We start from the raw sequence: 24,230 nt of genomic DNA, 5'->3' as shown, positions 1-24,230 counted from the left end.
GCGGACGAATCACAACAAAGGACCCCCGTGAACGAGCAGCAGCAACCGCAGCCGAGCCCCCGGCAGGACCGGACCGCCCCTCCCGCCGGGACGGGCTCCCGTCCCGGGCGGCGGGGGGCCGACTGGATGTTCGGCGGGGTGTACGGGACCGTGCTGGCCAGCGCGCTGCTGGCCGCGCTCGGCCAGGAGGGCCAGGCCTTCACCCCGTTCTACGACGCGAGCTGGGTCTTCGTGACGGGCGCCACCGCCGGGCTCGCGCACGGGTACGCGCACCACATGGCGGACCACCGGAAGGAGTCCGCCTGGCACCGGTGGCGGATGCTCGCCCTCGCACTGTGGAACGAGTGGCCGCTGATCGTGGCCACCCTCCCCACCGTCCTGCTCCTGCTCGGCGCCGGGCTCTTCGACTGGGGCTCGTACGGGGTGACCGCCGTCGGGCTGGGCCTGAACACCGCCCTGCTGTTCGCGTGGGGGTCGCTCGTCGCGCTCCGCGTGGGCCACCGGCTCGGCTCGGCCCTGCTGATCGGCATGGCCGACGCCACCATCGGCCTTGCCATCATCGTCGCGAACGCCGTGATCAAGTAGCGAGCTGCGCCTCCGCCTCCGCCAGGATCTCCGTCAGCCGGGTCCCGAACTCCACCCCGCGCGGATCCGGCACCCCCGTCCGGGCGGCGGTGAGCAGCGCGTCCAGGGCGCGCCCGTAGGCGCCCGGTACGTCGCTCCAGCCGGGCAGTTCGTGCACGCCCTCGGTACCGCGCAGTTCCAGCCCCACCCCGGCGGCCGCGCGCGGCGCGCCCAGGCTGAGGACCGCGGTGCTGGCCGCGCCGGAGGCGTGCCGCAGGGCCAGTTGGACGACGTCGGAGGGGCCTCGGGTGGCGCTGACCTCGGTGACCTCGCCGAGGACCGGGATCAGCACGGAGAGGGCGTGCGGGCCGACGTCCCACAGCCCGCCCTTGGCCTTGCGCCAGGGCGAGTCGGCGTAGGCGCTGGGCGTGCCGTCGGGCGGGAAGACGGCGCCGAGCCAGTGGGCCGCGGCCGTGAACCAGCCGGAGCGCGCGGCCTGTTCCTCGACCCAGCCGGCGGTGGGCTCGGCGAAGCGCAGGGTGAGGAAGACGACGGAGGCGACCCGGTGGAGCGCGACGGCTTCGGCGAGCGCGCGGGCGTCCTCCACGGTGGTGGCGACGGGTTTGTCGAGGAGCAGGTGGCATCCGGCGGCGGCGGCCCGGACGGCCATCGGGGCCTGGACGTCGGGCGGCAGGGCGAAGGCCACGACGTCGCACTCGGCGAAGAGCTCGTCGGGGTCTTCGTACACCTTCACGCCGTACTCGTGCGCGAGCTCGGCGGCGGCCTCGGGCCGGCGGCCCCACACGCCGGCGAAGTCGGAGTCGGGGTGCGCGGCGAGGGCGGGGGCGTGGGTGCGGTGCGCCCAGGGGCCGGTGCCCAGCAGCCCGACCCGGGGGCGGCGGCCTGCGGGGGCCTGATCGGCGGCGCGTTCGGCGGCCCGGCCGGCGGTGCTGCCGACGGGGCCCTCGGCGGAGTTCAAATCAGACGAAATGCTCACGCGGCCAGTCTGCCCCACCCGGACGGGCGCGCCGCCACCAACCCGCACAACCCGCCCGACCTGCGGTGCAAACCTCGGTAACACGGGGTTCACACACGGGCAACGGAAGAGAAATCGCGGGCGGGCACGCTGCGGTCATCACCGCAGCGATGAAGCAGCGACCAGCAGCACCCGCAGAGTCTGAGGATGGGGCCCCGTGAGCTACAAGGCTGAGTACATCTGGATCGACGGCACCGAGCCGACGGCGAAGCTTCGCTCCAAGACCAAGATCCTCGGGGACGGCGACGCGCTGCCGATCTGGGGCTTCGACGGATCGAGCACCAACCAGGCCGAGGGCCACGCCTCCGACCGCGTGCTCAACCCGGTGTTCTCCTGCCCGGACCCGATCCGCGGCGGGGACAACGTCCTCGTCATGTGCGAGGTCCTGAACATCGACATGACCCTGCACGAGTCGAACACGCGCGCGCTGCTGCGCCCGGTCGCCGAGAAGTTCGCGGGCCAGGAGCCGATCTTCGGCATCGAGCAGGAGTACACCTTCTTCGACGGCATCCGTCCGCTCGGCTTCCCGGTGGGCGGCTTCCCGGCGGCGCAGGGCGGCTACTACTGCGGTGTCGGCTCGGACGAGATCTTCGGCCGCGAGATCGTGGAGAAGCACCTGGACCACTGCCTCGCGGCGGGCCTGAGCATCTCCGGCATCAACGCCGAGGTCATGCCCGGCCAGTGGGAGTTCCAGGTCGGCCCCGTCGGCCCGCTGGAGGTCTCCGACCAGCTGTGGATCGCGCGCTGGCTGCTCTACCGCACCGCCGAGGACTTCAACGTCTCCGCGACGCTGAACCCGAAGCCGGTCAAGGGCGACTGGAACGGCGCGGGCGCGCACACCAACTTCTCGACGAAGGCGATGCGCGAGGACTACCGCGCGATCATCACCGCGTGCGAGGCGCTGGGCGAGGGCAGCAAGCCGCTCGACCACGTGAAGAACTACGGCGCCGGCATCGACGAGCGCCTGACGGGCCTGCACGAGACCGCGCCCTGGAACGAGTTCAGCTACGGCGTCTCGGACCGCGGCGCCTCCGTCCGCATCCCGTGGCAGGTGGAGAAGGACGGCAAGGGCTACATCGAGGACCGCCGTCCGAACGCGAACGTGGACCCGTACGTGGTGACCCGCCTCATCACGGACACCTGCTGCACGGGCCTGGAGAAGGAGGGCCTGGTCTAGGACCACGCCTGCACCACCCGCACCACCCGGCCCGCCCGGCACCGCCGGAGCGCACCCGGTCGCCGATGGCCACTGACAACGCCCGCCGGACCTCATGGTCCGGCGGGCGTTGTCAGTGGCGTGTGGCACGGTGTGGCCATGTTGGCGATCAAGATCGAGACGGAGCGCGGCGATTCCTACGAACGCCCCGCGCTCGGCGTGCTGTCCGAACTCGTGGGGCGCATCGGCGCGGTCGGGGACCGCTTCGTCATCGTCGAGCGGCTCACCGAGGAGCCGGACATCTACATACAGGTCTGGCACGACGAGGGCGACGACTACCAGTTGGAGCACCGGGACGGATCCGCGGAGCGCCACTTCCAGGCGTATCTGCCCACGGCGGCCGAGGTGGTGGAGGTCATGGCGCGGTGGGCCCGCCAGGAGAAGGGCTGGGACGCCGGCCCGGGTTGGCAGCGGCTGCACCTCTCCTGAGGAGTTGCGTTTTGTCCCGGATTGACAGGGGGGTGGGCTCGGAATGTGAGATTTCGATCCACAGAGTGAGACGCGGCATGCCCCGGAGAGCCGACATCTGCTTGAATGGGGCCATGGCCAGCCACTCGCACACCTCGTCAGGTCGCAGCGACCTCGAGCCTTTCTGGCCGTCCCGTCAGGATCACGATTACGACCGGGAGTGTTGCCGCGCGAAGAACGCGCCGGCCCTCTAAAGCCTCCGGGACCACCCACCTGACCTTCCCCGAGGCCTTCGGTCTGCGCGGCATCGACATCGACGACGTACGCACGTCTCCCTGCCGACCACTCGCGTGAAAGAGCTGACCACTCATGGCGAACACCCGCTCCCTCTCCTCCGCTGCGACCGCCTCCCCGACCTATCCGCCCAGTCCGCGCCACCGGCTCCGTTCCGTTGACCGAGACGAAGTGGCCCGCGTCGCGGACCTCCTGCCGCCGGGAGCCACCTGGCTCCCCGCACCCCAGCACACCCTCCCGACGCTGCCGGGCCAGCCGCCGATGATCGGCTACCTGGTGCTCGTACCGGCCGACCAGCAGCCGCCGGTCGCCTTCGCCCCGCAGGCCGTGGCCGCCGCCGTCCAGGCGGCTCCCGCCGCCCGGCTCGCGGACCGGGCCGCGGCCCCGGCCCGGTCGGGTGACGGCCTGGTCCGCATCGACTCGGCGCAGCGCACCGCCGAGGTCGACGGCCGGGTCCTCGACCTGACGTACCTGGAGTTCGAGCTGCTGGCGCACCTCGTGCAGCACCCGCACCGGGTGCACAGCCGGGACCAGCTGGTCACCACGGTCTGGGGCTACGGCCACGTCGGCGACGGCCGGACCGTGGACGTCCACATCGCCCGCCTGCGCCGCAAGCTGGGCGCGTCGCACCGCTCCGCCATCCAGACGGTGCGCCGGGTCGGTTACAAGTACGCCCCCTGAGCACCCGATTGCGGCGTCGGCCGGCGGCCGGTGCGGCCGGTGCGGCCGGTGCGGCCGGTGCGGCCGGTGCGGCCGGTCGACCCGATACGACGGTGGGCCCGTACTCCCCCGGGGAGTACGGGCCCACGCGTGCGTGACGGTCGGCGGCTACCGGCTACGCCGCCCCGGCCGTGCGGCGGCGGCCTGCGACGAAGCCCAGCAGGACGTCGACCGCGAGGAAGACGACCAGGCTGATCCCGAGCAGCGGGATGAACCAGCCGATGACGGCGGTCACCGCGGCCAGCGGCAGCAGCACGGTCACCGGGAGCCTGCGCCAGGCGCCGCGCGGCTGCGCACGGCCGACGGACAGCCGGCGGTCCTTGGTCGGCCGGCGCAGCCACCACATCCGGTAGCCCCAGAAGACCAGGAACATCACGGCGAGGGCGAGCGCGGCCAGCGCGAGCTGGTTGACGAGCCCGAAGGTCGTTCCCATGTGCAGGTCGATGCCGAAGCGGGTCATCTTGGCGAGCAGCGGGTAGTCCGCGAAGCGCAGTTCGTCCATGACCCGGGCGTCCGCGGGGTCGACGGAGACCGCGTCCAGGTGCACCGGCACCAGCTTGTCCTGCTCCTTGACGACGTACCCCTTGCCCTTGGCGGGCAGGGTCACGCGGAGTGCCTCGGTGACCCCGGCGGCGCGGGCGGCCTCCACCGCACGGTCGATGCCGAGGTCGGTGGTGGGTGCGGGCGGCGGGGCCATCGGCGTGCCGTCGGGCATGGTGTGCCCGGCGTGCTCGTCGGAGCCGGAGTCCGCGCTGGCGGTCAGGTTCGCGGAGACGGAGGGGGTGGCCCCGCCGAGGCCGTCCTGGAGCTGCCCGATGTTCTCGCCGGCGTACTTCGACCAAGTCAGACCGGTGGCGGAGAGCACGACGAGTCCGGCGACGGCCCACAGGCCGACGGTTCCGTGCCAGGAGAGGGTGCGGCGGCGGCCGGTGGCCCCCCGGTCCGGGAGGATCAGCTGCGACCTGCGCTTGCGGCGCCGGCCGAGCCACAGGGCGAGTCCGCCGAGCGCGACCACCCACATCCAGCTGGCGGCGAGCTCGCTGTAGTTCCGGCCGAACTCGCCGAGCTGGAGGCTGGAGTGGAACTCGCTCAGCCAGGCCCGCAGCGGCAGCGCATCGCTGACGGTGGCGAGCTGTCCGCGCACCTCGGCCGTATACGGGTCGACGAAGACGGTGAGGGTCTCGCCCTCGGGGAGGCCCGGCGCCTCCATGATCACCCGGGTGGTGGCCTCGGTGTCGGGGGCGGGCCACACGGACACGACCTCGCCCGCGGGGGCCGCGCCCTTGGCCGCCTCGACCTGGGCGCTGAGCGGCTGGACGCTGTCGCCGACGCGGGCGACGGTCAGCTCGTCGGAGTAGATGATCGCCTCGGCCTGCCAGGAGGCGGCGTACAGCAGCCCGGTGGCGGCGGCGAGGAAGAGCAGCGGGGCGATGAGCAGGCCGGCGTAGAAGTGCAGGCGCAGGAGCAGCGGCCGTGCGGCGGCCCACTTGCTGCCGCGGCTGGTGGCGTTCCCGGCCGGTTCGGCGTCCTGCGTGGGGACGTCTTGGACCTCGTCAAGAGACATGGGGATCCTAGGTGTTGGCGAAAAGACATGGGGACTGGGCCCCGGGTCTCGCCGCCGCGCCGGGATCAGGCGTGGACGGGCCGGCCGGGGGCCGTGGCGCGCAGGAGCGGGAGGCGTCCGGGAGGTCCTCGGCGCACCACGGCGTGGGCGTGCACGGCTCCGCGCAGGCGGCGCGGGCGTTCGTACGGGGTGGGGTGGACCGGCGGTGCCGGTACGGCGGCCGCCCGGGTCCGGACCAGGGCGAGCGCGCGGGCGAGCGGCCGGGCCGCGTGCAGCGCGGCGGTGGCCAGGACGCGGGCCAGCCGGAAGAAGGCGGCCTCGCCGCGCGCGAGCCAGGCGGCGCAGAGCAGCCCGGCGAGTACGTGTGCGGCGATCATTCCCGCGCCGCCGTGCCCGGCCGCGCCGGCCATGTCCGCCATGCCGGGGGCTTCGGCGGCCATGGCGCCGGCGTCCGCGGCCGGCATGTGGTGGTGCCCGCCCATCGGGGCGGGGGCGGCGTGGTGATGGGCGGCCGCCCCGGTGCCCGAGAAGACGAGGTGCAGCACGCCCTGGACGCCGAGCACCGCGCCGGTGATGCCCACGGGGCCCCGGCGCCGCCCGGCGGCGAGCCAGGCGAGCCCGGCGGTCACCCCGAAAGCACCCAGAAGGCCGAAGAGGGGTATGTCCGTGCCGGACATGTACGCATGCCCGATCGCGCCCAGGGCAACGCACATCGCCGCGAATATCGCGGCTCTCGTGGCGCGCATCGGCGCGAATGATTCGAACATGGCCGGGACATGTTCGCACGGGGCCCCTTGGTTTCCGCCAGAGGCTTATCCGATCATGAGTGGATGAACGCAATTCCGTGGGGAGCGGTGTACGCGGGCGGGGTCCAGCTCGGGGCGTACGCGCTGGAGCGCTCCGGACCGGCCGAGCGGGAGCGGCTGCTCCGGGACTGCTCGACGAACGTCGACAATCTCGCCGCCGGGCGCTGGGAGACGCTGCTGAGCAGCGCTCTCGTCGTCGAGGAGCCGATGCCCCTGCCCTACGCCCTGCTGCTGGTCGCGGTGCTCGGCTACGCCGAATACGCGTACGGGGCCTGGTGGGCGGCCGGGGTGTTCCTGTTCGGGCACGCCACGGCGACCCTCATCGTCTACGGGGCCCTGCGCAGGACGGCCGATCCGGGGGTCCGGCGCGCGCTGGACGTGGGGACGAGCTACGGGTTCAACGCCGTGCTCGGCGCCCTCACCTCGGCCCTGCCGCGCGGGCCGGTCCGCACGGCCGCCCGGGTGGGGCTGCTGGCCCTGGCGGCGGCGCCGCTGGTCCGGCACGGGCGGACCTTCACGGACGCCGGACACCTGGCCGCGCTCGGGATGGGAGTCGGGGTCTCACTCGCCCTCGATTGTCTTTCCGGGACGAAACATCCGAAAATTGCATGAACCGAATCATCACCGCATGACCTCGCTGGAGCCGCCACGATGACCGCCACCCCGTCCACCACCGTCGCCAACCTCCGCGACCTCGGCGGCACCCCGCTCCCCGGCGGCCGCACCGTCCGCCCCGGCCTGGTCCTGCGTTCGGGCCAGCTGGACCGGCTCGACCTCGACGCCGACCCGGTGGTGGCCGCGCTCGGCCTGCGTACCGTCATCGACTTCCGGACCGACGCCGAGCGCGCCGACCACCCCGACCGGATACCCGCCGGGGCCCGGCTCCTGGTCGGCGACGTCCTCGCCGACAAGCTGAACACCGCGAGGATGCCCGCCGCGGTGCAGCTCAAGGACCTGCTGTCCGACCCGGCGGTGGCCGAGGAGCACCTGGGCGGCGGCCGGGCGCAGGCCCTCTTCGCCGACACCTACCGGTCCTTCGTGAACACCGCCTCGGCGCAGGCCGCGTACCGGATGCTGCTCACCGAGGCGGCGGACGCCGACGCGGGCCCGCTGCTCTTCCACTGCACGGCCGGCAAGGACCGTACCGGCTGGGGCGCGACCGTCATCCTGGCGCTGCTGGGCGCGGACGACGACACGCTGATGGCCGAGTACCTGTCCGTCAATCCGGCGGTCAAGCAGGCCTTCGCCCCGATGATCGAGGGCTTCACGGCGGCCGGCGGCGACCCGGACATCGCGCTCGCGCTGATCGGTGTCTTCCCCTCCTATCTGCGGGCGGCGCTGGACGAGGTCGAGACGCGGTACGGCTCGATGGAGAAGTACGTGCGCGAGGGGCTCGGCGTCGGCGACGAGACGGTCGAGGCGCTGCGCGCCCGTCTGGTGGCCTGACCCCGCGCCGGGTCCGTCCCGGCGACCGGGGCCGGGGGCCGCGGGGCCGTGGGGCCGCGGGGCCGTGGGGCCGTGGGGCCGGCGACCGGGAGGGGCCGTGGACCGGAAGGGACCGGGGACCGGGGACCGGTGACCATCCGACGATTCGCTCGTTCTGCTGAATGTGACTGCGCCGGATACCGCCACCCGCCCCATTCCTCCCGTGTCTCCCGTGCCGCCGGACGTCGAGCAGGCCGAGGCGGCCATCGTCGAGCACTACCCCCGGCTGGTGCGGCTCGCCTATCTGGTGCTGCCGCCCGCGCTCGGCCGCAACCGGCGGGTGCTCACCGCCCACTCGCTGGTGCAGCGGGCCCTGCCGCGCGGACGGCGGGACGCGGGGGCGGCGGCGGCAGCCGTGCAGGGCGGGGTTCCGGGGCAGCGGGGCGGCGCGGACGACTCCGGTTACGCCTACGTCCGGCTGCGCGTGCTGCGCGCGGCCCTGGAGGCGGGGATCCCGCTGACCTTCCGGGCGCTGCCGCGGCGGGCGCAGCTCCCGCCGGTGCTCCCCCAGGTGTGGGGGCTGCGGCTGTTCCCGCGCTCGGGCGGCGCCGAGGAGCTCGCCCTCGACCAGTGGCTGGCCACCCTCGACGGGCCCGGGCGGGCCGCCTGTGTGCTGCGGGCCCTGGAGCGGCTGCCCGAACCGGAGGTGCTCCGGGTGCTCGACGAGGCCGGGGTCCCGGATCCGGCCGCCGCGGTCGCGGAGTCCGGGGACCCGGCGAACGACGCCCTGTTCACCTCCCCCGAGTTCGACCCGTGCGTGCTCCAGGCCCGGCCCACCGACCTGCTGCGGCGCCGCCGCCTGGTGCGGGCCGCGCTGGCCGCCGGGGCCGCCCTCGCGATCTGCGGGGCGCTGCTCGCGCTGCCGGGCGGGGGCTGGGGCTCCGACGGGGCCGCCGCCCCGCTGTACGCGCGCAACGCCGCGGCCGAGCAGGCCCTGGATCCCGGGAAGCTGGTCCGGGCCGCGCCCACGCTGTGGCGCACGTCCTCCCGTACGGACTTCTCCACCTGGCCCGCCCGCGGCGACCGCGCCGCCGACACGGAGCTGCTGCGCCGGGCGCTGGCCGTGTGGGCCCGGCCCGGCCCGTCGGTGGTCACCTCGGCGACTCCGGGGACGCCCGCCGGGCCGCCGATGGGACCGGCGCAGCTGCTGTTCGCGGGCGCCGTGGACCAAGCCGTGGTGGTCCTGATGTACGACGGCCTGCGCGTGGTGCGCTACGCCGAACCGCGGACCGGGACCGCGGGCGCCGCCCTCGACTTCGCGCGCACCGACGGCGCCTCGGCGGACACCGCGACCGCGCTGGTGCTCAGCCGGGTCGACGGCAACGTCCGCTATCTCACCGCGCCCTGGGTCACCGGCGCCGCCCTGCGGGACCTGCTCAAGCCGGCCGTCCCGGCGGTGGTGCTGAAGCCGACCCCGGACGGGATCACCCCGCCGGTGGCGAGTCCGGCTCCGGCGGGGAACTGTACGGGCTGGAACGCGCTGGCCCTGACGGGCGACGGGGCGACCCGGCTGATCACCGACCTCGGTGAACTGACCCCGGCCCGGCTGACGTCGGGCGCGCCGGGTGCGGAGCGCGATGTGACGGAGGCCGCGGAGCTCGGTGACTGGTCGCGGATCGCCTGCCTGCTGCCCGCGGTCCGCTCGCACGGGGTCCGTACGGTCAACGCCTGGACGTACGCGAAGCAGCCGCTGCCGGAGGGCGACGGGACGGCGGCCTGGCTCTGCACGCGGGCCGAGACCTGGCAGGGCGCGGCGGACCGGGTGCAGGCGCAGTTCCTGGCCCCGGGCGCCCCGATGGCGGCGCAGGCGGCCCGGTCGGAGGGGTCCGCGGCGTGCGGACCGCGTGAGCCGCGGGTGCTGGCGGGCGTGCTGTGGAAGTCGCGGGCCGGCCAGTGGTACGTACTGGCGGCGGGCAGTGCGCAGTTCGCCTCGCTGTCGGTGTCGGGCGGCGGGGTCAGCGGCTCGGCGAACGGCAACCGGCTGGCGGTGAAGGCGCAGGCGGGCGCACAGGTGGACCTGTCGGGCAAGCTGACGGACGGAACGAAGGCGGGCGTGCTGCGGTAGGAGCGGGGCGGCGTGCGCCGCGGGGCAGACTGATGAAGATTCAACCTACGTATTTCATCGGTGAGTTGGCGGGATCCGGACATGACGGTCGCAGTGGACACATGGCATGATCGGGTTCCGGTTACCACGCGGTAACTCTCAACGCCCCTCCCCCACCGAAGGTCACCCCACGTGCGCACGCTCGCCCGACGACTCCTCATACCCGGCCTGACCGCCCTCGCCCTCACCGCCACCGGCTGTTCCTCGACCCCCCACGCCGGCGCCGCCGACCCGGCCGCGCCCGTCACCCTCAACCCGTCCGCCGACGGCGCCTCGCAGCAGCTCGACGTGGCCGCGGCGCCGCAGGGGACGCCCACTCCGGCGGCCGTGGCGCGCGCCGACGGCAAGGGCCGGACCGAGAAGTCCACCCTGAAGGTCGCCTCCTACGACAAGGCCAGCGGCCGGGCCGTGATCGCCAAGGCCCCGCAGGAGGCCGGCAGTTCGCCCACCCCCGGAAAGGGGCCGAGCAAGGCTCCGGGCACGGCGCCCGAGGCCGACAAGCCCGTCGCGGTGGGCGACGTCATCGCCAGCGCGCCGGCCCCCGGCGCCCCGGCCGGGCTGCTCGCCAAGGTCACCGAGGTGGTCGGCAAGACCGACAAGGGCACCGAGGTCAAGACCGCATCCACCACGCTCGCCGCCGTCCTGGGTGACGACAAGGCCGACGGCAAGGTCCCCGTCGACCCGTCGGCGGTCACCGTCGAGCCCCTGATGAAGGGCGTCACCTTCTCCTGGGCCAAGGGCCCGGGCCTGACCTTCGGCCCCGAGGGCGCCAAGCTGCCCCTCGGCAACCTGCGGCTCGACGTGAACGCCGCCGTCGACACCGCCCCGGGCGCTCCCGCCTCGGCCGGCGCCTCGGTGTCCGGGTTCGTCCAGCTCGCCCCGCAGGTCGAGTTCGCGTACGACGGCGGCACGGGCGGCACCCCCGGTCCGCGCGGCGCCTTCCTCGGCATGAGCGGCGACTGGTCCTCGCAGTGGAAGCTCCAGGGCCGCGCCGCCGCGAGCACCGGAGCACCCAAGCGGATCCCCTTCGCCAAGCTGCACAGCTCCCCGGTCATCCAGGTGGGCCCGGTCCCGGTCGTCGTCAACCTCGACCTGACCTGCTACATCCAGGTGGAGGCCGACGGCAGCGTGACGCTGGAGGTCCAGCAGGACGTCAAGGGCGACTTCAAGGTCGGCGGCAGCTACGCCCTGGGCAAGGGCTGGACCCCGGTGAGCTCCTCGAACGTGCAGAGCACGCCGGTCCGGGCCAGCGTCACCGCTGCCGGCAAGGTCAAGGGCGCACTCGGCGCCGAGGCCTCCGTCGGCCTCTACGGGGCCGTCGGCGTCACCGCGGACTTCGCCCCGTACCTGCGCGGCGAGGCCGACCTCAAGGCGGCCGCCTCCAGTGACGGCAAGGCCTCGGTGAGCGGCGCCTGGGCGCTCTACGGCGGCTTCGACCTCAGCGGGAACCTCCAGCTCCAGCTGTCGCTGTTCGGCACGCCCCTCTTCGAGCGGCGGATCCCGCTCGGCACCCTCAACCGCGAGTGGGCGCTCTCGACCGGCCACGTCGGCCGATAGCCCGCGCGACACCCCCTCCACCCACTGCCCGGACGCGGACGCGTCCGGGCAGTGGCATGTCGAGCATGCCGAGCACGTCGAGCATGTCGAGAAGTCGGCGCAGGGGTCTTCTCCTCCCCCTTACCCGTCAGTACATTGACGCCATGTCTAATACGCCGCTCGCGCCCGCCCCCGTGGCGTCGGAACACGTGGACCTGAGGCCCCGGAACGTGTCCTTCGGCTGGGAGGACACCCCGCTGCACTGGCTGCCCGGCGACCCCTTCGCCGGACACATGATCAATGTGCTCCACCTGCTGCTCCCCGCCGGAGAGCGCTGGTTCGTGCACGTCTACAAGCAGGTGCTCCCGTACATCGAGGACGAGCGGCTGCGGGAGGACGTGGTCGGCTTCATCGGCCAGGAGGCCATGCACGCCACCGCGCACGACGACGTACTCCCCCACCTCAAGCGGCTCGGACTGGACCCCACCCCCTACACCGCACAGGTGGACTGGCTGTTCGAGAAGCTGCTCGGCGACCGGACCCTGCCGCCCGGCCGGGCCCGCCACTGGTGGCTGATGGAACGGGTCGCGATGATCGCCGCGATCGAGCACTACACGGCCTTCCTCGGCGACTGGGTGCTCAACGCCGACGCCCTCGACCGGCGCGGCGCCGACCCCACCATGCTGGACCTGCTGCGCTGGCACGGCGCCGAGGAGGTCGAGCACCGCTCGGTGGCCTTCGACCTCTTCATGCACGTGGACGGCAACTACCGGCGCCGGGCCCGGACCTGGGCGACCGCCTTCTCGGCGCTGGTCTTCCTCTGGCAGCGAGGCGTCCGCTTCTTCATGGAGAACGACCCCCACCTGGTGGACGGCAGGGCCTCCTTCGGGCAGTTCTTCCTGGCCGGACAGCAGGGGGTGCTCCCGTCGACCGGCGCGATGCTGAAATCCATCCCGAAGTACCTCTCCCGCACCTACCACCCCTCGCAGGAGGGCTCGACGGCCCAGGCGGTGGCCTACCTCGCCACCTCCCCCGGCGCGGGCGGCGGGGTGCGGGCATGAGGCGCGCCCTCGCGGTCACCGCCGTCGCCGGTGCGGCCTGGGTGACCCGGCGCGCCCTGCGCCGCCGCATAGGACGGTCCCCGCTCTGGCCGCTGCCGGCCCTGGAGCACCCGGTCTCGGGCCACTCCCCGCGCCGTGCCCTGCGCGCACTGATCGTCTCCCGTACGGAGCCGGCGCAGGGCGTGCTGCAACTGATCCTCGAGTCACCGGACCTCCCGGCGTGGACCCCGGGCGCGCACGTGGACGTGACCCTGCCCTCGGGCCTGGTCCGCCAGTACTCACTGTGCGGCGACCCGGCGGACGCCGGCCGGTACACCATCGCGATCCGGCTGGTCGAGGACGGCCGGGGCGGCTCCCGCGAGGCGCACGCGCAGCTGGTCGAAGGGGCGGAGCTGGAGCTGCGCCCGCCGCGCAACCGCTTCGAGCTGGTCCCGGCGGCCTCGTACGTCTTCGTCGCGGGCGGCATCGGCATCACGCCGATCCTGCCGATGCTGCGGGCCGCCACGGCGGCCGGCGCCGACTGGACCCTCCTCTACGGGGGCCGCACCCTCGACTCGATGCCCTTCCTGGACGATCTCGCACCCTACGGCGACCGGGTGTCGGTCCTCCCCGAGGACGAGACGGGCCTGCCCGACCTGGCGCCGGTGGCCGCGGCCGGCCCGGGTACGCCGGTCTACTGCTGCGGCCCGGAGCCGCTGATGGCGGCCGTCACCGCGGCCGCCGCGGATCCGGCGGCGGTCCGCCTGGAGCGGTTCGCCCCGGCGGCGGAGCCCGGCCCGGGCCGGGCCTTCACGGTCGAACTGCGCCGCTCGGGGCGGGTCGTCGAGGTGGCGGCGGACGAGAGCGCGCTGACCGCGGTGCGCCGGGAGCTGCCGGACACCCCGTACTCCTGCGAGCAGGGTTTCTGCGGGACCTGCCAACACCGGGTCCTGGCGGGCGGGGTGGACCACCGTGACGAGCTGCTCACCGACCAGGAGCGCGAGGACTCGATGCTGCTGTGCGTCTCGCGCGCGGAGGGGGACCGCCTCGTCCTGGACCTGTGAACGCGCCCCAGTAGGGTGTTCCGCATGACAACCGGGGTGCGACGCAGAATGGGTGTCGAGGAGCGGCGGCAACAGCTGATCGGGGTGGCCCTGGAGCTGTTCAGCCACCGCTCGCCCGACGATGTGTCGATCGACGAGATCGCGGCGGCCGCGGGGATATCCCGGCCGCTCGTCTACCACTACTTTCCGGGCAAGCTGAGCCTGTACGAGGCAGCGCTGCGGCGGGCCGCCGACGAGCTGGCGCTGCGGTTCGTGGAGCCGCGGGAAGGGCCGCTCGGGGCGCGGCTGCTGCGGGTGATGGGGCGGTTCTTCGATTTCGTCGACGACCACGGGCCGGGCTTCTCGGCGCTGATGCGCGGCGGTCCGGCCGTCGGCAGCAGCCGGACGAACGCGATGATCGGCGAAGTCCGGCAGGCGGCGTACGAGCAGATCCTCACGCACCTGGGCCTCGGGCTGGAGCACGTTCCCGCCCGCCTGGAACTCGTGGTGCGGTCCTGGGTGTCGCTGGCCGAGTCCACCGCGCTGATCTGGCTGGACGGGCGCCGGATCCCGCGGGGCGAGCTGGAGTTGCAGCTGGTGCACGACTTCGCGGCGCTGGCCGCGGTGAGCGCCGCGTACGACGTGGAGATGGCGGGGATCCTCGTACGGATCCTGGCCGACGAGCCCGCCGACGGGCCCTTCGGGGAGCTGGTCGGGCGGCTGGTGGGGCTGGTGCCGGGCGAGGCCTCTGGTGGGACATCGGGTGGGGCATCGGGCGAAGCGCCGGGCGGGGCTCCGGCCGGGGTGCCTCAGCCGCGTTGATCAGGGGTGTGTCGGCCGCCCATGATCATCGATAATGCCCGCGTGATCATTGACGACGAGATCCTGTTCCGGCCGGCCGTGGAGAAGGACGCCGGCACACTGGTGCAGCTGTACGACCAGGCCGCCCGGTGGATGCGCAAGCACGGGATCGATCAGTGGAAGCCCGGCGACAAGGACGCCGAGCACTTCCGGTCGAAGATGCGCGAGGGCGAGGTGTGGCTCGCCGGTGATGCCGACGGGCGCGTGTGCGGTGCCTACGAGTTGTGGTGGTCCGACGAGGACGCCTGGGGGGTCCAGCCGCCCGTCGCGGGCTACGTGCACCGGCTGATGGTGGCGCGCGAGGTGGCCCCCGCCGGGGCCGGGCGGCGCCTGCTCGAACACGCCGAGCGGCGGACCGCCCGGACCGGTCGGGAACGGGCGCGGCTGGACTGCGTCTCCACCAACCCCCGGCTGCTCGCGTACTACCGGGGTGCGGGCTACCGGGTGGTCGGGGAGCTCCCCAACAAGCAGGGGAAGGACGGCAGGACCTACGGGGTGATCCTGCTGGAGAAGCGGCTGGACCGGCTCAGCGCCGTGTGAAGACCGAGACGGTGCGGGCGGGGACGGTGAACTCTCCTGTCTTCGCGTCGTACGCGGACTGCTTGACGGTGGCGTCGGAGCCCGCGGCCTGGACGGGGTGCAGCCGGTAGGCGGCGCCGGCGAGGCCGGGGACGCGCTGGGCCAGGGCGGTGGGGGCCGCGTTGAAGACGACCACCAGGTCGCCCAGGGTCATGGTGATGACGCCCGGGGTCTCGTCCTTGCCCGACAGGGGGAAGGCCAGCCGGGACTGGACCGCCTCGGCCGTGGTGAGGGCGAAGTCGGGCTCGGTGGTGCGGATCTTCAGCAGGTCGCGGTAGGCGGCCGAGGTGGCGTTGATGTCGGTGCAGGTGGGCGCCGGTCCCGTCAGCAGCGGCTTCGCGTAGGGCCACTTCGGGGCGTTGTCGGCGGCCGGGGGCAGGCCGCGGCCGAAGCCGTTGCCGTTCCGGCAGTCCCACTGGATGGCGTTGAACCAGTCGCCGCTGTCGTAGGAGTTGCGGTCCAGGGACTTGGAGCGGAGCAGGTCGGTGCCCGCCTGGGAGAGGGCCGGGCCCTGGGAGAGGGCGGCCGTGGCCATGGCCAGGACCTGCATGCGGGCCTGGTCGCGGGGGGCGGTGCCGGTCGGGAGCTTGAAGGTCAGGGCGTCGGCGAGGCTCTCGTTGTCGTGGGCGTCGGCGTAGGCGAGGGCGTCGCCGGGGGCGGCCGCGTAGCCGGCCGGGGCGCCGTTGTAGTCCAGCTCGGAGCCCTTGATGCGGCGGCCGGTGGTGTCGGTGAAGGCGTACTGGGCGAGGTTCCCGGACAGCCCGACCTTGATCAGGTCCTGGGCGTGCAGGAGTCGGGCCTTCTGCTGCTCGGGGGTGCCGTTGGCGGGCGAGGCGTTCGGGCTGGTGAACAGGCCCGAGGCGAAGCCCTGCACGCGCGGGTCCTCGTCGAAGGGGCCGCCGCCGCGGACGGCGTCGCGGGCCCGGTCGGAGAAGGTGGCGATGCCGGTACCGGCCATGTTCTTCTGCGTGGCCTGTACGAAGCGGGCGTCGTCGGCGATCTCACCGAAGTTCCAGCCCTCCCCGTAGAGCACGATCTTCTTGCCGTCGACGCCGTCCTTGGCGACGGTCAGCGCGTCGAGGGCGCTGCGGACGGCCAGGATGTTGGCCTTCGGGTGGTGGCCCATCAGGTCGAAGCGGAAACCGTCGACCTTGTACTCCTTCGCCCAGGTGACGATCGAGTCGACGACCAGGCGTCCCATCATGGCGTTCTCGGGCGCGGTGTTGGCGCAGCAGGTGGAGGTGGCGACGCTGCCGTCGGCCAGCAGCCGCTGGTAGTAGCCGGGGACGATGCGGTCCAGGACCGACTTGTCCGACTGGCCTGCGGCGACGGTGTGGTTGTAGACGACGTCCATGACGGTGCGCAGCCCGGACCCGTTCAGGGACTGGACCATCCTGCGGAACTCGACGGTGCGGGCCGTTCCGTTCGGGTCGCTCGCGTAGCTGCCCTCCGGGACGGTGTAGTGCAGCGGGTCGTAGCCCCAGTTGTACGCGTCCTTCGCGGCCGCGGCGGCCACGCACGCCTGCTGCTCCTGCGAGTCGGGGGCGTACACCTTGAGGTCGCAGGCGGGCTCGGTGCGGTCGGCGGCCTTCTCCGGGATGGTGCCGATGTCGAAGGCCGGGAGCAGGTGGACGTACGAGGTCCCGGCGGCGGCCAGGTCGCGCAGGTGCCGCATGCCCGCCGAGCCGGTGTCGGTGAAGGCCAGGTACTGGCCGGGGTGGGTGCTGGTGCGGTCCGCGACGGAGAAGTCGCGGACGTGCAGCTCCTGGATCTGCGCGGAGGTGAAGGGGACCGGCGCGGGCTTGCGCAGGGCCTTCCAGCCGGGCGGGGCGAGCTTCGGGTCGGCCAGGTCGACGACCAGGCTGTGGACGGAGTCCGCGGTCAGGGCGGTGGAGTAGGGGTCGGTGACGAGGTTGCGGACGACCTGGCGGGTGCTCGGGGCCCAAACGGTGACGTCGTAGCGGTAGGGCTTGCCGGTCCAGGAGCGCTCACCGCGCACCGACCAGACGCCGGTGGCGTCGTCGCGGCGCATGGCGACGGTACGGCCGTCGAGTTCGAGGGAGACCTGCTGGGCGGTGGGGGCCCAGACGGAGAGGGTGGGGCAGCCGTCCTTGAAGACGGGTCCGAGGGAGGCGGTCGTCGCGTACAGGTCGTCGAGGACTCCGGCGAGCTGTACGCCGGTGGCGGCCAGGACCGCGCCGTTCGCGGCGCGGGCGCTCGCGACGAGCTGGCCGCGCAGGGCCTCGCGGACCCGGTCGCGGTCGCGCGGGTCGACGGTGTAGGCGGCGTATGCGGCCAGGTGCGGGAACTTCTGCTTCTGGGCGGCGGTGAGCTCGGCCCTGTCGAGGCGCAGCCACTGGGCGCGGCCGGTCAGGGTGCCGTTCTCGGCCTTGACGGCGCCGTCGCGCGAGACGAGGAGCTGTACGGAGGCGGCCGCGGCGGGGGCGTTCCAGGCGAGGGTGTCGCGGTCGATCCAGACGGCCTGGGACTTGGTGAGGTCCAGGGCGGCTGCGGATCCGGCGGGCTGCGGCAGGAGGTACTTCTCCTGGCCGCCGAGCATCCACACCTCGTGGCCGGTGGCCTTCAGGTCCAGGGACTGGTCGGTGGGGAGGTCCTTCTCGTCGCCCTTGTGGAGGATGTAGCTGAGGCTGGTGGCGCCGGGCGCGAGGGGGACCTCGTAGACCGCGCCGTAGGAGTCGGTGCGGGTGGGGAGCACGGGCTTGGACCAGTCGGTGGGGTTCGCGGCTCCGGTCCAGACGTGCAGGCCCCAGCCGTCGTAGGCGCCGTCCGGGCGCTGGTAGTGGAGGACGGCCTTGTTCTGGTCCTGCGGCGGGTGGGCGGGGCGGTCGGTGCGGGCCGCCTCCTTGCCCTGCTCCAGCCAGATCTCGCCGGTCTTCGTCACGTCGATGGTGCGGTCGGCGGCGACGTCCTTGTTGCCGTCCTTGTCGATGACGAGGTAGCCGACGGAGGAGGCGCCGGGCCGCAGTTTCACGTACGCGAAGGCGCCGTACGCATCGCGGCCGGTGAAGTCGTGGCCGGCGGGCCAGGGGGTCGCTTCGCCGTCTGCCATGTCGCCCCAGGCGTAGAGCCGCCAGTTCGTGTAGTCGCCGTCGGGCCGGTTGTAGTGGACGACCGCGTAGTCGCGCTGGGTGGCGGTGGGGATCTCGGTGGGCGGGGCCTGGCCGGCGGCGGACGCGGCGAGGGCGCTCGCGGTGCGGCCGGCGGAGTCGACGACGACGGCCTTGTAGCGCAGGGCGGTGCCGGCCGGGGTCCGGGCGTCGAGGTGCTGGGTGACCTTGTAGGGGGCGTGGTCGGCGGTGCCGAGGACCTGCCACTTGTCGTTGCCGGTCTGGGCGGCGAAGACGACCCGGTTCTGGCCGCCCCCGGTGACGTCGGCGGAGAGCTCGACGGTGCCGGTGGCGCCGGGGGCGGGGGCCTTCAGGGTCAGGGCGGGCTTGGCGGTGGGCTTCGCGGCCGGGGTGACGGCCTGGAGGACGACCGAGCCGAGGGCGGGGACGGGGACCGTGAGCTTGCCGGCCGCCGAGGCGCGCAGGAGCGCGGTGCCGCCGTAGAGGGTGCGGTACTGGGCACCGGCCGGGGCGTCGATCTCGACGGTGCGGGATGCGGCGTCGTTGTTGGCGGCGACCAGGTACTCGGTGCGGGTCCTGGTGTCGGTGCGGGCGAAAGCGTGGACGGAGCCGTCGGAGAAACGTTCGCTCTGGACGCCGTCGCGGAGGGCCGGGTGGGCCTTCGTCAGCTTCGAGAGAGCACTGATCTGCCGGTAGAGCGGGTGTCCCGGATCGTAGGCATCGCTCGCATGTGTGCGCACCGTTGCGAGCTGGTCGTCGTCCAGGTAGTCGGCGACCTGCGAGGCGAACAGCGGCTGGCGGGCGTCCTTGTCGCCGCTGGCACCCGTGAAGCCCTGCTCGTCACCGGAGTAGATCACCGGGTTGCCCCGGGAGAAGAACATCAGCTCGTTGGCCAGCCGGTAGCGGTCCAGCAGCTCCTGCTCCCCCGCCCCCGGCCGGTCCTGCTTCAGGAAGGTCCCGAAGCGGCCCATGTCGTGGTTGCCGAGGAAGGTCACCTGCTCGTAGGCGTTGGCCTTCCCGGAGGTGTACCGGTAGTCGTCCCGCAGTACGGAGGCCAGCCGGTCGGCCCCCGCGCCCTGGGAGGCGTACGCGCGGATCGCGTCCTGGAGCGGGAAGTCGAGGGTGGCGTCGAGCCTCCCGCGCGTCACGTACGGGGAGGTGACGGCCGTGTCGGCGGAGTAGACCTCACCGAACATGAAGAAGTCGTCACGGCCGCGCTCGGCCGCGTAGGTGTCGAGGGCCGTCGCCCACTGCGTCCAGAACTCGGTGTTGACGTGCTTGACCGTGTCGATCCGGAAGCCGTCGATCCGGAAGTCCCTGACCCACTTCTCGTAGATCTTCTCCATCCCGCTGACGACCTCGGGACGCTCGGTCCACAGGTCGTCGAGGCCGAAGAAGTCACCCTGGTCGGAGGACTCGCCCGCGAAGGTGGAGTCCCCGCGGTTGTGGTACATCGTCGGGTCGTTGAGCCAGCCCGGCACCTTGGCGTTCTTCTTCGCGTCCGGAACGAAGGGCGTCCTCGGGAAGGACTCGCCGTCCACCTTCGGGAACTTCGCCCTCCCGTCGGCGTAATCGGCATCGTCGAAGGGCACGCCGTCCTTCGTCAGATAGGGGAACGCCCCCTTCGACAGGTACGAGTACGACGCCTCGCGGTAGTCCACGACATCGGCGGTGTGGTTGGTGATGACGTCGAAGAAGACCTTCATCCCCTTCCCGTGCGCCTTGTCGATCAGCCGCTCCAGATCCGCGTTGGTGCCGAAGTGCGGGTCGACCTGGGTGAAGTCGGTGATCCAGTAGCCGTGGTAGCCGGCGGAGACGTCGGCCCCCTTGCCCTGCACCGGCTGGTTCTTGAAGATCGGCGCCAGCCAGATGGCCGTGGTGCCGAGCCCCTTGATGTAGTCGAGCCGGTCGGTGAGCCCCTTGAGGTCGCCGCCCTGGTAGAAGCCCTTGTCCGTGGGGTCCAGGCCGGTCTCCAGACGCGAGCCGGTCAGCCCGCCCCGGTCGTTGCGCGGGTCGCCGTTCGCGAACCGGTCCGGGAGCACGAAGTAGAACTGCTCCCGGGTCAGGTCGTGCCGGGCCGGTTCGGCGGCCAGTTTCGCGTCCGGGGGCGGGGCGGGCGGCCCGCTCGGGGCGGCCGCGGCCGGAAGGGTGGGCAGCAGCGTCACGGCCAGGGCGGCGGCGAGCACTCCTGCGGCAGGGCGTATCAAGGCGGGTCTCCTTGTGTACGTGTCGCATGGATGAGGGCCGCCCGGCCGGCGGGGATGATGGTGCCGGGCGGCCCTGGTCGGTGGGGCGGCGGCTCAGCTGCGCCAGGTGTCGGTCAGCGTGACCTTGCCGCTCGCGGGCACGGTGGCGGTGCGGTTGGCTCCGCTCTCCCAGGTGACGTTCCCGGCGGCGTCCTTGCGGATGTACTTGTACGAGAACGCGGTGCCGGCCGGAAGGGTCACGTCGAGCTTCCAGACGGGGTAGGCCGCCGGGTCGAGCTTCAGGGCGCCGGCCGTGTTCCAGCCGCCGAGCTCGGCGCGGTCACCGGTGACGTAGATGTTCTGCCCGGGCACGGTGGTGGCGTTGACGCCGAAGGCGGCCCCCGCGGGCCCGGCCGGGGTACCGGAGCAGGTGCGGGCCCCGGTGTGCAGGGCCAGGGCCGTCCCCGCGGCGAGCGTGGCGGTGAACTGCCCGCCCGAACCGACCGTGACGGGCCGCCCGCTCTGCACGTCGCAGTAGTCGCCGCCGGGGAGGGAGGTCTGGAAGGTCCGGGTGAGGGCGGAACCCTCGTGGTTGATCGCCACGTAGGCCTTGGTGCCGCGCCCGAAGGCGATCTGGTCCCCGCCGTTGTCCCACCAGTTCGTGACGCCCTGACCGTGGGCCACGTTCCGGAAGGCGACCATGGAGGAGATCTCGCGCCAGGCGTGCTGGCACTTCCAGCCGTCGGAGTAACAGGCGTTCACCGTGCCCCCGTTGGGCGGGCCGGCGTCCTTGTCGCTCCACTCGTAGCCGGAGTGCACGTCGGGCGAACCGTAGGGCCACGCCAGCGCGAAGACGCTGGCCAGCGTGTAGGCGGAACCGTCCTTGTAGCTGAGGGTGTCACCGCCGCGCTCGGTGTCGTGGTTGTCGACGAAGACGCCGGCCTGCCCGCTCGCCATGTAGCCCCAGGCCTCGCCGAAGTTCTTCAGGTGGGCGAGGTTCTCGTTCTGGAAGACCCGCTTGAGGTCCCGGGCGTACCGGAACTCCTGCACGTCCCCGTTCCCCAGGTATTCGCTCGGCGAGACGGCCTCGCCCGCGCCGTATATCGCCTCCTGCTTCCAGTACACGCCCGGCTTGGTCAGCCGGGACTTGATGTTGGCGAGGTCGGCGGCGGGCATGTGCTTGGCGGCGTCGATCCGCAAGCCGTCCACGCCGAGCGAGAGGAGGTCGTTGAGGTACCCGGCGATGCGCCCGCGCACGTAGTCCTCACCGGTGTCCAGGTCGGCGAGCTGCACGAGCTCGCAGTTCTGGACGTTGCCCCGGTCCTGGTAGTTCGAGATCGAGGCCCGGCAGTCGTCCATGTCGGCGCCCGAATACAGGCCCGGATAGGTGTACTTCGTGTACGAAGTCCCGCCGGTGCCCGTGAAGGTGGCGCCGGCATCGGCCGGTCCGGCCATGTGGTTGATGACGGAGTCGGCGACGACCTTGACGCCCGCGGCGTGACAGGTGTCGACCATGGCCTTGAAGGCGGCCCGGTCCCCGAGCCGCCCGGCGATCCTGTAGCTGACGGGCTGGTACGAGGTCCACCACTGGCCGCCCTGGACGTGCTCCTGGGGAGGCGAGACCTGCACGTACCCGTACCCGGCGGGTCCGAGGGATTCGGTGCAGGCCCTGGCGACGGAGTCGAAGCGCCACTCGAACAGGACGGCGGTGACGTCCTTCTCACCGGGCGGCGCGGCGACGGCCTGCGGCCCGGCGGCGGTGAGCGCGGCCGCGGCGAGTACACCCGCGGCGGCGGCGCGGGCTGTCTGCAGGGTTCTGCCATTCCTTGCAGTGCGGGGCATGTGGGGCCTCCTGGCGGAGAGGTGGGGGATTGCACGCGACCGTAAGGGCCCACCAACAGCCCTGCAATAGCTTGCGCAAGAAATTGCAGAATTGTTTCTTCCGTGTGTCCTACGGGACTTGGGCGACCGGAGCGCGGCCGCCGACCCGGTCCACCCGGACCCGGGCGGTCGGGTAGCCTGCACCCTCGTCAATTGAACTTGTTCAAACCGGGGGGATGCATGAGCAGGACATCGCAAGGCCCGCAGGAGTGGCGGGACATCGCACTGCGATGGGCGCTCGGCATCGAGGCGGTGGGGCTGCTGGTGGGATTCGCACTCGCCGAACCCACCACCTTGAGACCCGACCACTCCGGCAGCATGCCCGCGATGGGCGTACTGCTCGTCGCCGGGTGCGGATCCTTCGCGGCCCTCGTGGTCGCCGCGATACGCCAGCACTTCGGTGCGGCCTGGTGGGCGGCGGCATCGATGACGGCGTCGCTGGCGGTCCTGGTGATGCTGATGGAGTCGGGGACGGGGGGCTGGATCATCGGATGCGCCGCTGCGCTGCTCGCGATCCCCGCCGGCGTCGTCGCGAGCCTGCCGCGCGCGTCCCGGCACGCACCGGATAGCGACCCCGACCCGGGTGCCGCACCCGGCGACGGCACCGGCAAGGCCGCCACGGCCCTGGCCGCCGTCGCACTGGCGGCCTCGCTGTTCATGGGCGGGGGGATGGAGGACGTCGACTTCTCGGGGACCTGGACCGCCGATCGGCACGACCTCACCCTCACCCTGACCGGCACCGGCGCCGGCGCCGGCGAGCCGAACGACGGGGGGCAGTACACCCTCGAGCTCGGAGGGTGCTCGGAAAGGGCCTCCTGGGTCCTGGACCACCCGCAGATGACGACGTCGGTCCGGGTCCTGCTGTTCCGGGACGAGAGCAGTACCTGCCTCCCCGGCACCCGAAACCTCATACTCCACGTCACGGGCGGCACGGTGGACACCCCGACCCTCGACTTCCAGTCCCCGGACGGCACGAGGCGGACCCTCAGGCGGGGGTGAGGGGGCGGGGTGAGGGGGGGCGGTTGGGGCGGGGCGGCGTTGGTGAGCGGGGTTGTGGTCGGGCGGGGCCGGATGCGGGGGCGGGGCTTCAGGGGGCGGGGCTTCAGGGGGCGGGGCTTCAGGGGGCGGGGCTTCAGGGGGCGGGGCTTCAGGGGGCGGGGCTTCAGGGGGCGGGACCTGCTGGGCCGGTAGTCAGGGACGCGTATGGGGGTTTCCCGTCAGTCTCATCGTCTCTCCGTGTCGGGCCGGTCCCTCAAGGGCGCTCCTCCTTCGTCGTCGCGTCGCTTCGCGATGGCCTTCGGCCACCCTTGACCGACCGTCCCGCCCCGGACATACGAAGACTGCCGGGAAACCCCCAAAGGAACGGGCCGGGCCCAGCCTTTAGGGACGGGGTGGTCGGAGATGCCCGAGCGGGCCGGGCGTGGGGCGCCCGAGAGACGGGCTCATCCCGAGCAGCCTGCCGGGTCGGTGGGCGCGTTCAATCGCTACGCGCTTCTCATCTCTCAGCGTCCGACGACCGTCTGGGGCTGGACATAGGCCGCCCATGACCCGTTGGCGCTTCTCGATCACGCGTCCGACGGCGGTCCGGGGTTGGGCACAGGCCGCCCACGGCCTCGGTTCGAGGCTCGACATGCGTCCGAGGACCGCCTTGGGCTGGGCGTAGGCCGCCCGCGGGCGGTTGGTGCTCCCCATGGGCGGCGGCTGATGGCTGTCTGGGGTGGAAAAGCGTGGGACAGCGGCTATTCCGTCGTGGATGCGGGTCAGCGCACATGGATACCGCAAAAGGCCGACAGTTTGCACCAATTGCCCCCGTCTGTT

Annotated in this window: 18 protein-coding genes; 13 read left to right on the top strand and 5 right to left on the bottom strand. The window is 72.9% G+C overall.

Annotated features, from left to right (window positions below; genetic code table 11):
• Positions 1 to 27: 27 nt before the first annotated feature.
• On the top strand, positions 28 to 585 hold the full coding sequence (locus B6R96_RS24995; RefSeq protein WP_234437955.1) for a hypothetical protein: 558 nt from the start codon (positions 28 to 30) through the stop codon (positions 583 to 585).
• Here B6R96_RS24995 and B6R96_RS24990 read toward each other — a convergent pair.
• A complete protein-coding gene (locus B6R96_RS24990) occupies positions 578 to 1,447 on the bottom strand; it encodes a Gfo/Idh/MocA family protein (RefSeq protein WP_237291698.1) in 870 nt (289 codons plus the stop codon). The two genes, B6R96_RS24995 and B6R96_RS24990, sit on opposite strands and share 8 nt — an antisense overlap.
• A gap of 310 nt (positions 1,448 to 1,757) precedes the next feature.
• On the opposite strand from B6R96_RS24990, the gene glnII reads away from it, so the two are divergent.
• The 3 genes from glnII to B6R96_RS24975 all read left to right on the top strand — a co-directional run bounded on the left by glnII (position 1,758) and on the right by B6R96_RS24975 (position 4,199).
• Complete coding sequence (glnII, locus tag B6R96_RS24985) at positions 1,758 to 2,777, top strand: glutamine synthetase (protein WP_081523700.1); 1,020 nt, start codon at positions 1,758 to 1,760, stop codon at positions 2,775 to 2,777.
• Between the two features lie 138 nt (positions 2,778 to 2,915).
• The gene (locus B6R96_RS24980; RefSeq protein WP_030389037.1) at positions 2,916 to 3,245 is read left to right on the top strand and encodes a hypothetical protein; all 330 of its coding nucleotides are present in this window, start codon (positions 2,916 to 2,918) and stop codon (positions 3,243 to 3,245) included.
• Between the two features lie 348 nt (positions 3,246 to 3,593).
• Positions 3,594 to 4,199 (top strand): winged helix-turn-helix domain-containing protein, encoded by a 606-nt coding sequence (locus tag B6R96_RS24975; protein ID WP_081523699.1) that lies wholly within the window; start codon positions 3,594 to 3,596, stop codon positions 4,197 to 4,199.
• 154 nt (positions 4,200 to 4,353) lie between these two features.
• Here the strand turns inward: B6R96_RS24975 and B6R96_RS24970 are convergent, their stop codons facing one another.
• Both B6R96_RS24970 and B6R96_RS24965 read right to left on the bottom strand, forming a co-directional pair.
• Positions 4,354 to 5,802: a PepSY-associated TM helix domain-containing protein gene (locus B6R96_RS24970; protein ID WP_081523698.1), complete on the bottom strand. Its 1,449-nt coding sequence runs from the start codon at positions 5,800 to 5,802 to the stop codon at positions 4,354 to 4,356.
• Positions 5,803 to 5,867: 65 nt separating this feature from the next.
• Positions 5,868 to 6,548, bottom strand: coding sequence for a hypothetical protein (locus tag B6R96_RS24965; RefSeq protein ID WP_237291514.1), 681 nt, complete (start codon positions 6,546 to 6,548; stop codon positions 5,868 to 5,870).
• An 84-nt stretch (positions 6,549 to 6,632) separates the two neighbouring features.
• Here B6R96_RS24965 and B6R96_RS24960 point away from each other — a divergent pair, with 84 nt between their 5' ends.
• From B6R96_RS24960 to B6R96_RS24925, 8 genes are all read left to right on the top strand, one after another.
• Entirely contained in the window at positions 6,633 to 7,220 is a 588-nt protein-coding gene (locus B6R96_RS24960) for a rhomboid-like protein (RefSeq protein ID WP_237291513.1), read from the top strand.
• A 39-nt stretch (positions 7,221 to 7,259) separates the two neighbouring features.
• A complete protein-coding gene (locus B6R96_RS24955; RefSeq protein WP_081523697.1) occupies positions 7,260 to 8,054 on the top strand; it encodes a tyrosine-protein phosphatase in 795 nt (264 codons plus the stop codon).
• 163 nt (positions 8,055 to 8,217) lie between these two features.
• Positions 8,218 to 10,158, top strand: coding sequence for a hypothetical protein (locus B6R96_RS24950; RefSeq protein WP_107475580.1), 1,941 nt, complete (start codon positions 8,218 to 8,220; stop codon positions 10,156 to 10,158).
• Positions 10,159 to 10,329: 171 nt separating this feature from the next.
• On the top strand, positions 10,330 to 11,754 hold the full coding sequence (locus tag B6R96_RS24945) for a hypothetical protein (protein WP_081523695.1): 1,425 nt from the start codon (positions 10,330 to 10,332) through the stop codon (positions 11,752 to 11,754).
• A gap of 143 nt (positions 11,755 to 11,897) precedes the next feature.
• Positions 11,898 to 12,794, top strand: coding sequence for a metal-dependent hydrolase (locus tag B6R96_RS24940; RefSeq protein ID WP_030389024.1), 897 nt, complete (start codon positions 11,898 to 11,900; stop codon positions 12,792 to 12,794).
• Positions 12,791 to 13,837, top strand: coding sequence for a PDR/VanB family oxidoreductase (locus B6R96_RS24935; protein ID WP_081523694.1), 1,047 nt, complete (start codon positions 12,791 to 12,793; stop codon positions 13,835 to 13,837). The genes B6R96_RS24940 and B6R96_RS24935 overlap by 4 nt, the downstream gene beginning before the upstream one ends.
• A 24-nt stretch (positions 13,838 to 13,861) precedes the next feature.
• Positions 13,862 to 14,638 carry a TetR/AcrR family transcriptional regulator gene (locus B6R96_RS24930; protein ID WP_237291511.1) on the top strand — a complete coding sequence of 259 codons (777 nt, stop codon included), beginning with the start codon at positions 13,862 to 13,864 and terminating at the stop codon, positions 14,636 to 14,638.
• 42 nt (positions 14,639 to 14,680) lie between these two features.
• Complete coding sequence (locus B6R96_RS24925) at positions 14,681 to 15,217, top strand: GNAT family N-acetyltransferase (RefSeq protein ID WP_030389021.1); 537 nt, start codon at positions 14,681 to 14,683, stop codon at positions 15,215 to 15,217.
• On the opposite strand, the gene pulA is transcribed toward B6R96_RS24925, so the two are convergent.
• Entirely contained in the window at positions 15,204 to 20,552 is a 5,349-nt protein-coding gene (gene pulA / locus B6R96_RS24920) for a pullulanase-type alpha-1,6-glucosidase (protein WP_107475579.1), read from the bottom strand. The two genes, B6R96_RS24925 and pulA, sit on opposite strands and share 14 nt — an antisense overlap.
• Before the next feature lie 93 nt (positions 20,553 to 20,645).
• Complete coding sequence (locus B6R96_RS24915) at positions 20,646 to 22,373, bottom strand: carbohydrate-binding module family 20 domain-containing protein (RefSeq protein WP_081523693.1); 1,728 nt, start codon at positions 22,371 to 22,373, stop codon at positions 20,646 to 20,648.
• Positions 22,374 to 22,592: 219 nt separating this feature from the next.
• On the opposite strand from B6R96_RS24915, the gene B6R96_RS24910 reads away from it, so the two are divergent.
• Positions 22,593 to 23,411 carry a hypothetical protein gene (locus B6R96_RS24910; RefSeq protein ID WP_081523692.1) on the top strand — a complete coding sequence of 273 codons (819 nt, stop codon included), beginning with the start codon at positions 22,593 to 22,595 and terminating at the stop codon, positions 23,409 to 23,411.
• Positions 23,412 to 24,230 lie beyond the last annotated feature (819 nt).

Source organism: Streptomyces sp. Sge12 (assembly GCF_002080455.1).
Taxonomy (GTDB): Bacteria; Actinomycetota; Actinomycetes; order Streptomycetales; family Streptomycetaceae; genus Streptomyces.
The sequence above is the reverse complement of the archived record's forward strand: the minus strand, read 5'-3'. Positions and strand labels throughout refer to the sequence as shown.

Excerpts from the sequence above, each read along its gene's own strand:
- B6R96_RS24980 (WP_030389037.1), top strand. The coding sequence starts at position 2,916 with ATGTTGGCGATCAAGATCGAGACGGAGCGCGGCGATTCCTACGAACGC.
- B6R96_RS24975 (WP_081523699.1), top strand. The coding sequence starts at position 3,594 with ATGGCGAACACCCGCTCCCTCTCCTCCGCTGCGACCGCCTCCCCGACC.
- B6R96_RS24970 (WP_081523698.1), bottom strand. The coding sequence starts at position 5,802 with ATGTCTCTTGACGAGGTCCAAGACGTCCCCACGCAGGACGCCGAACCG.
- B6R96_RS24965 (WP_237291514.1), bottom strand. The coding sequence starts at position 6,548 with ATGCGCGCCACGAGAGCCGCGATATTCGCGGCGATGTGCGTTGCCCTG.
- B6R96_RS24960 (WP_237291513.1), top strand. The coding sequence starts at position 6,633 with ATGAACGCAATTCCGTGGGGAGCGGTGTACGCGGGCGGGGTCCAGCTC.
- B6R96_RS24955 (WP_081523697.1), top strand. The coding sequence starts at position 7,260 with ATGACCGCCACCCCGTCCACCACCGTCGCCAACCTCCGCGACCTCGGC.
- B6R96_RS24940 (WP_030389024.1), top strand. The coding sequence starts at position 11,898 with ATGTCTAATACGCCGCTCGCGCCCGCCCCCGTGGCGTCGGAACACGTG.
- B6R96_RS24935 (WP_081523694.1), top strand. The coding sequence starts at position 12,791 with ATGAGGCGCGCCCTCGCGGTCACCGCCGTCGCCGGTGCGGCCTGGGTG.
- B6R96_RS24930 (WP_237291511.1), top strand. The coding sequence starts at position 13,862 with ATGACAACCGGGGTGCGACGCAGAATGGGTGTCGAGGAGCGGCGGCAA.
- B6R96_RS24915 (WP_081523693.1), bottom strand. The coding sequence starts at position 22,373 with ATGCCCCGCACTGCAAGGAATGGCAGAACCCTGCAGACAGCCCGCGCC.
- B6R96_RS24910 (WP_081523692.1), top strand. The coding sequence starts at position 22,593 with ATGAGCAGGACATCGCAAGGCCCGCAGGAGTGGCGGGACATCGCACTG.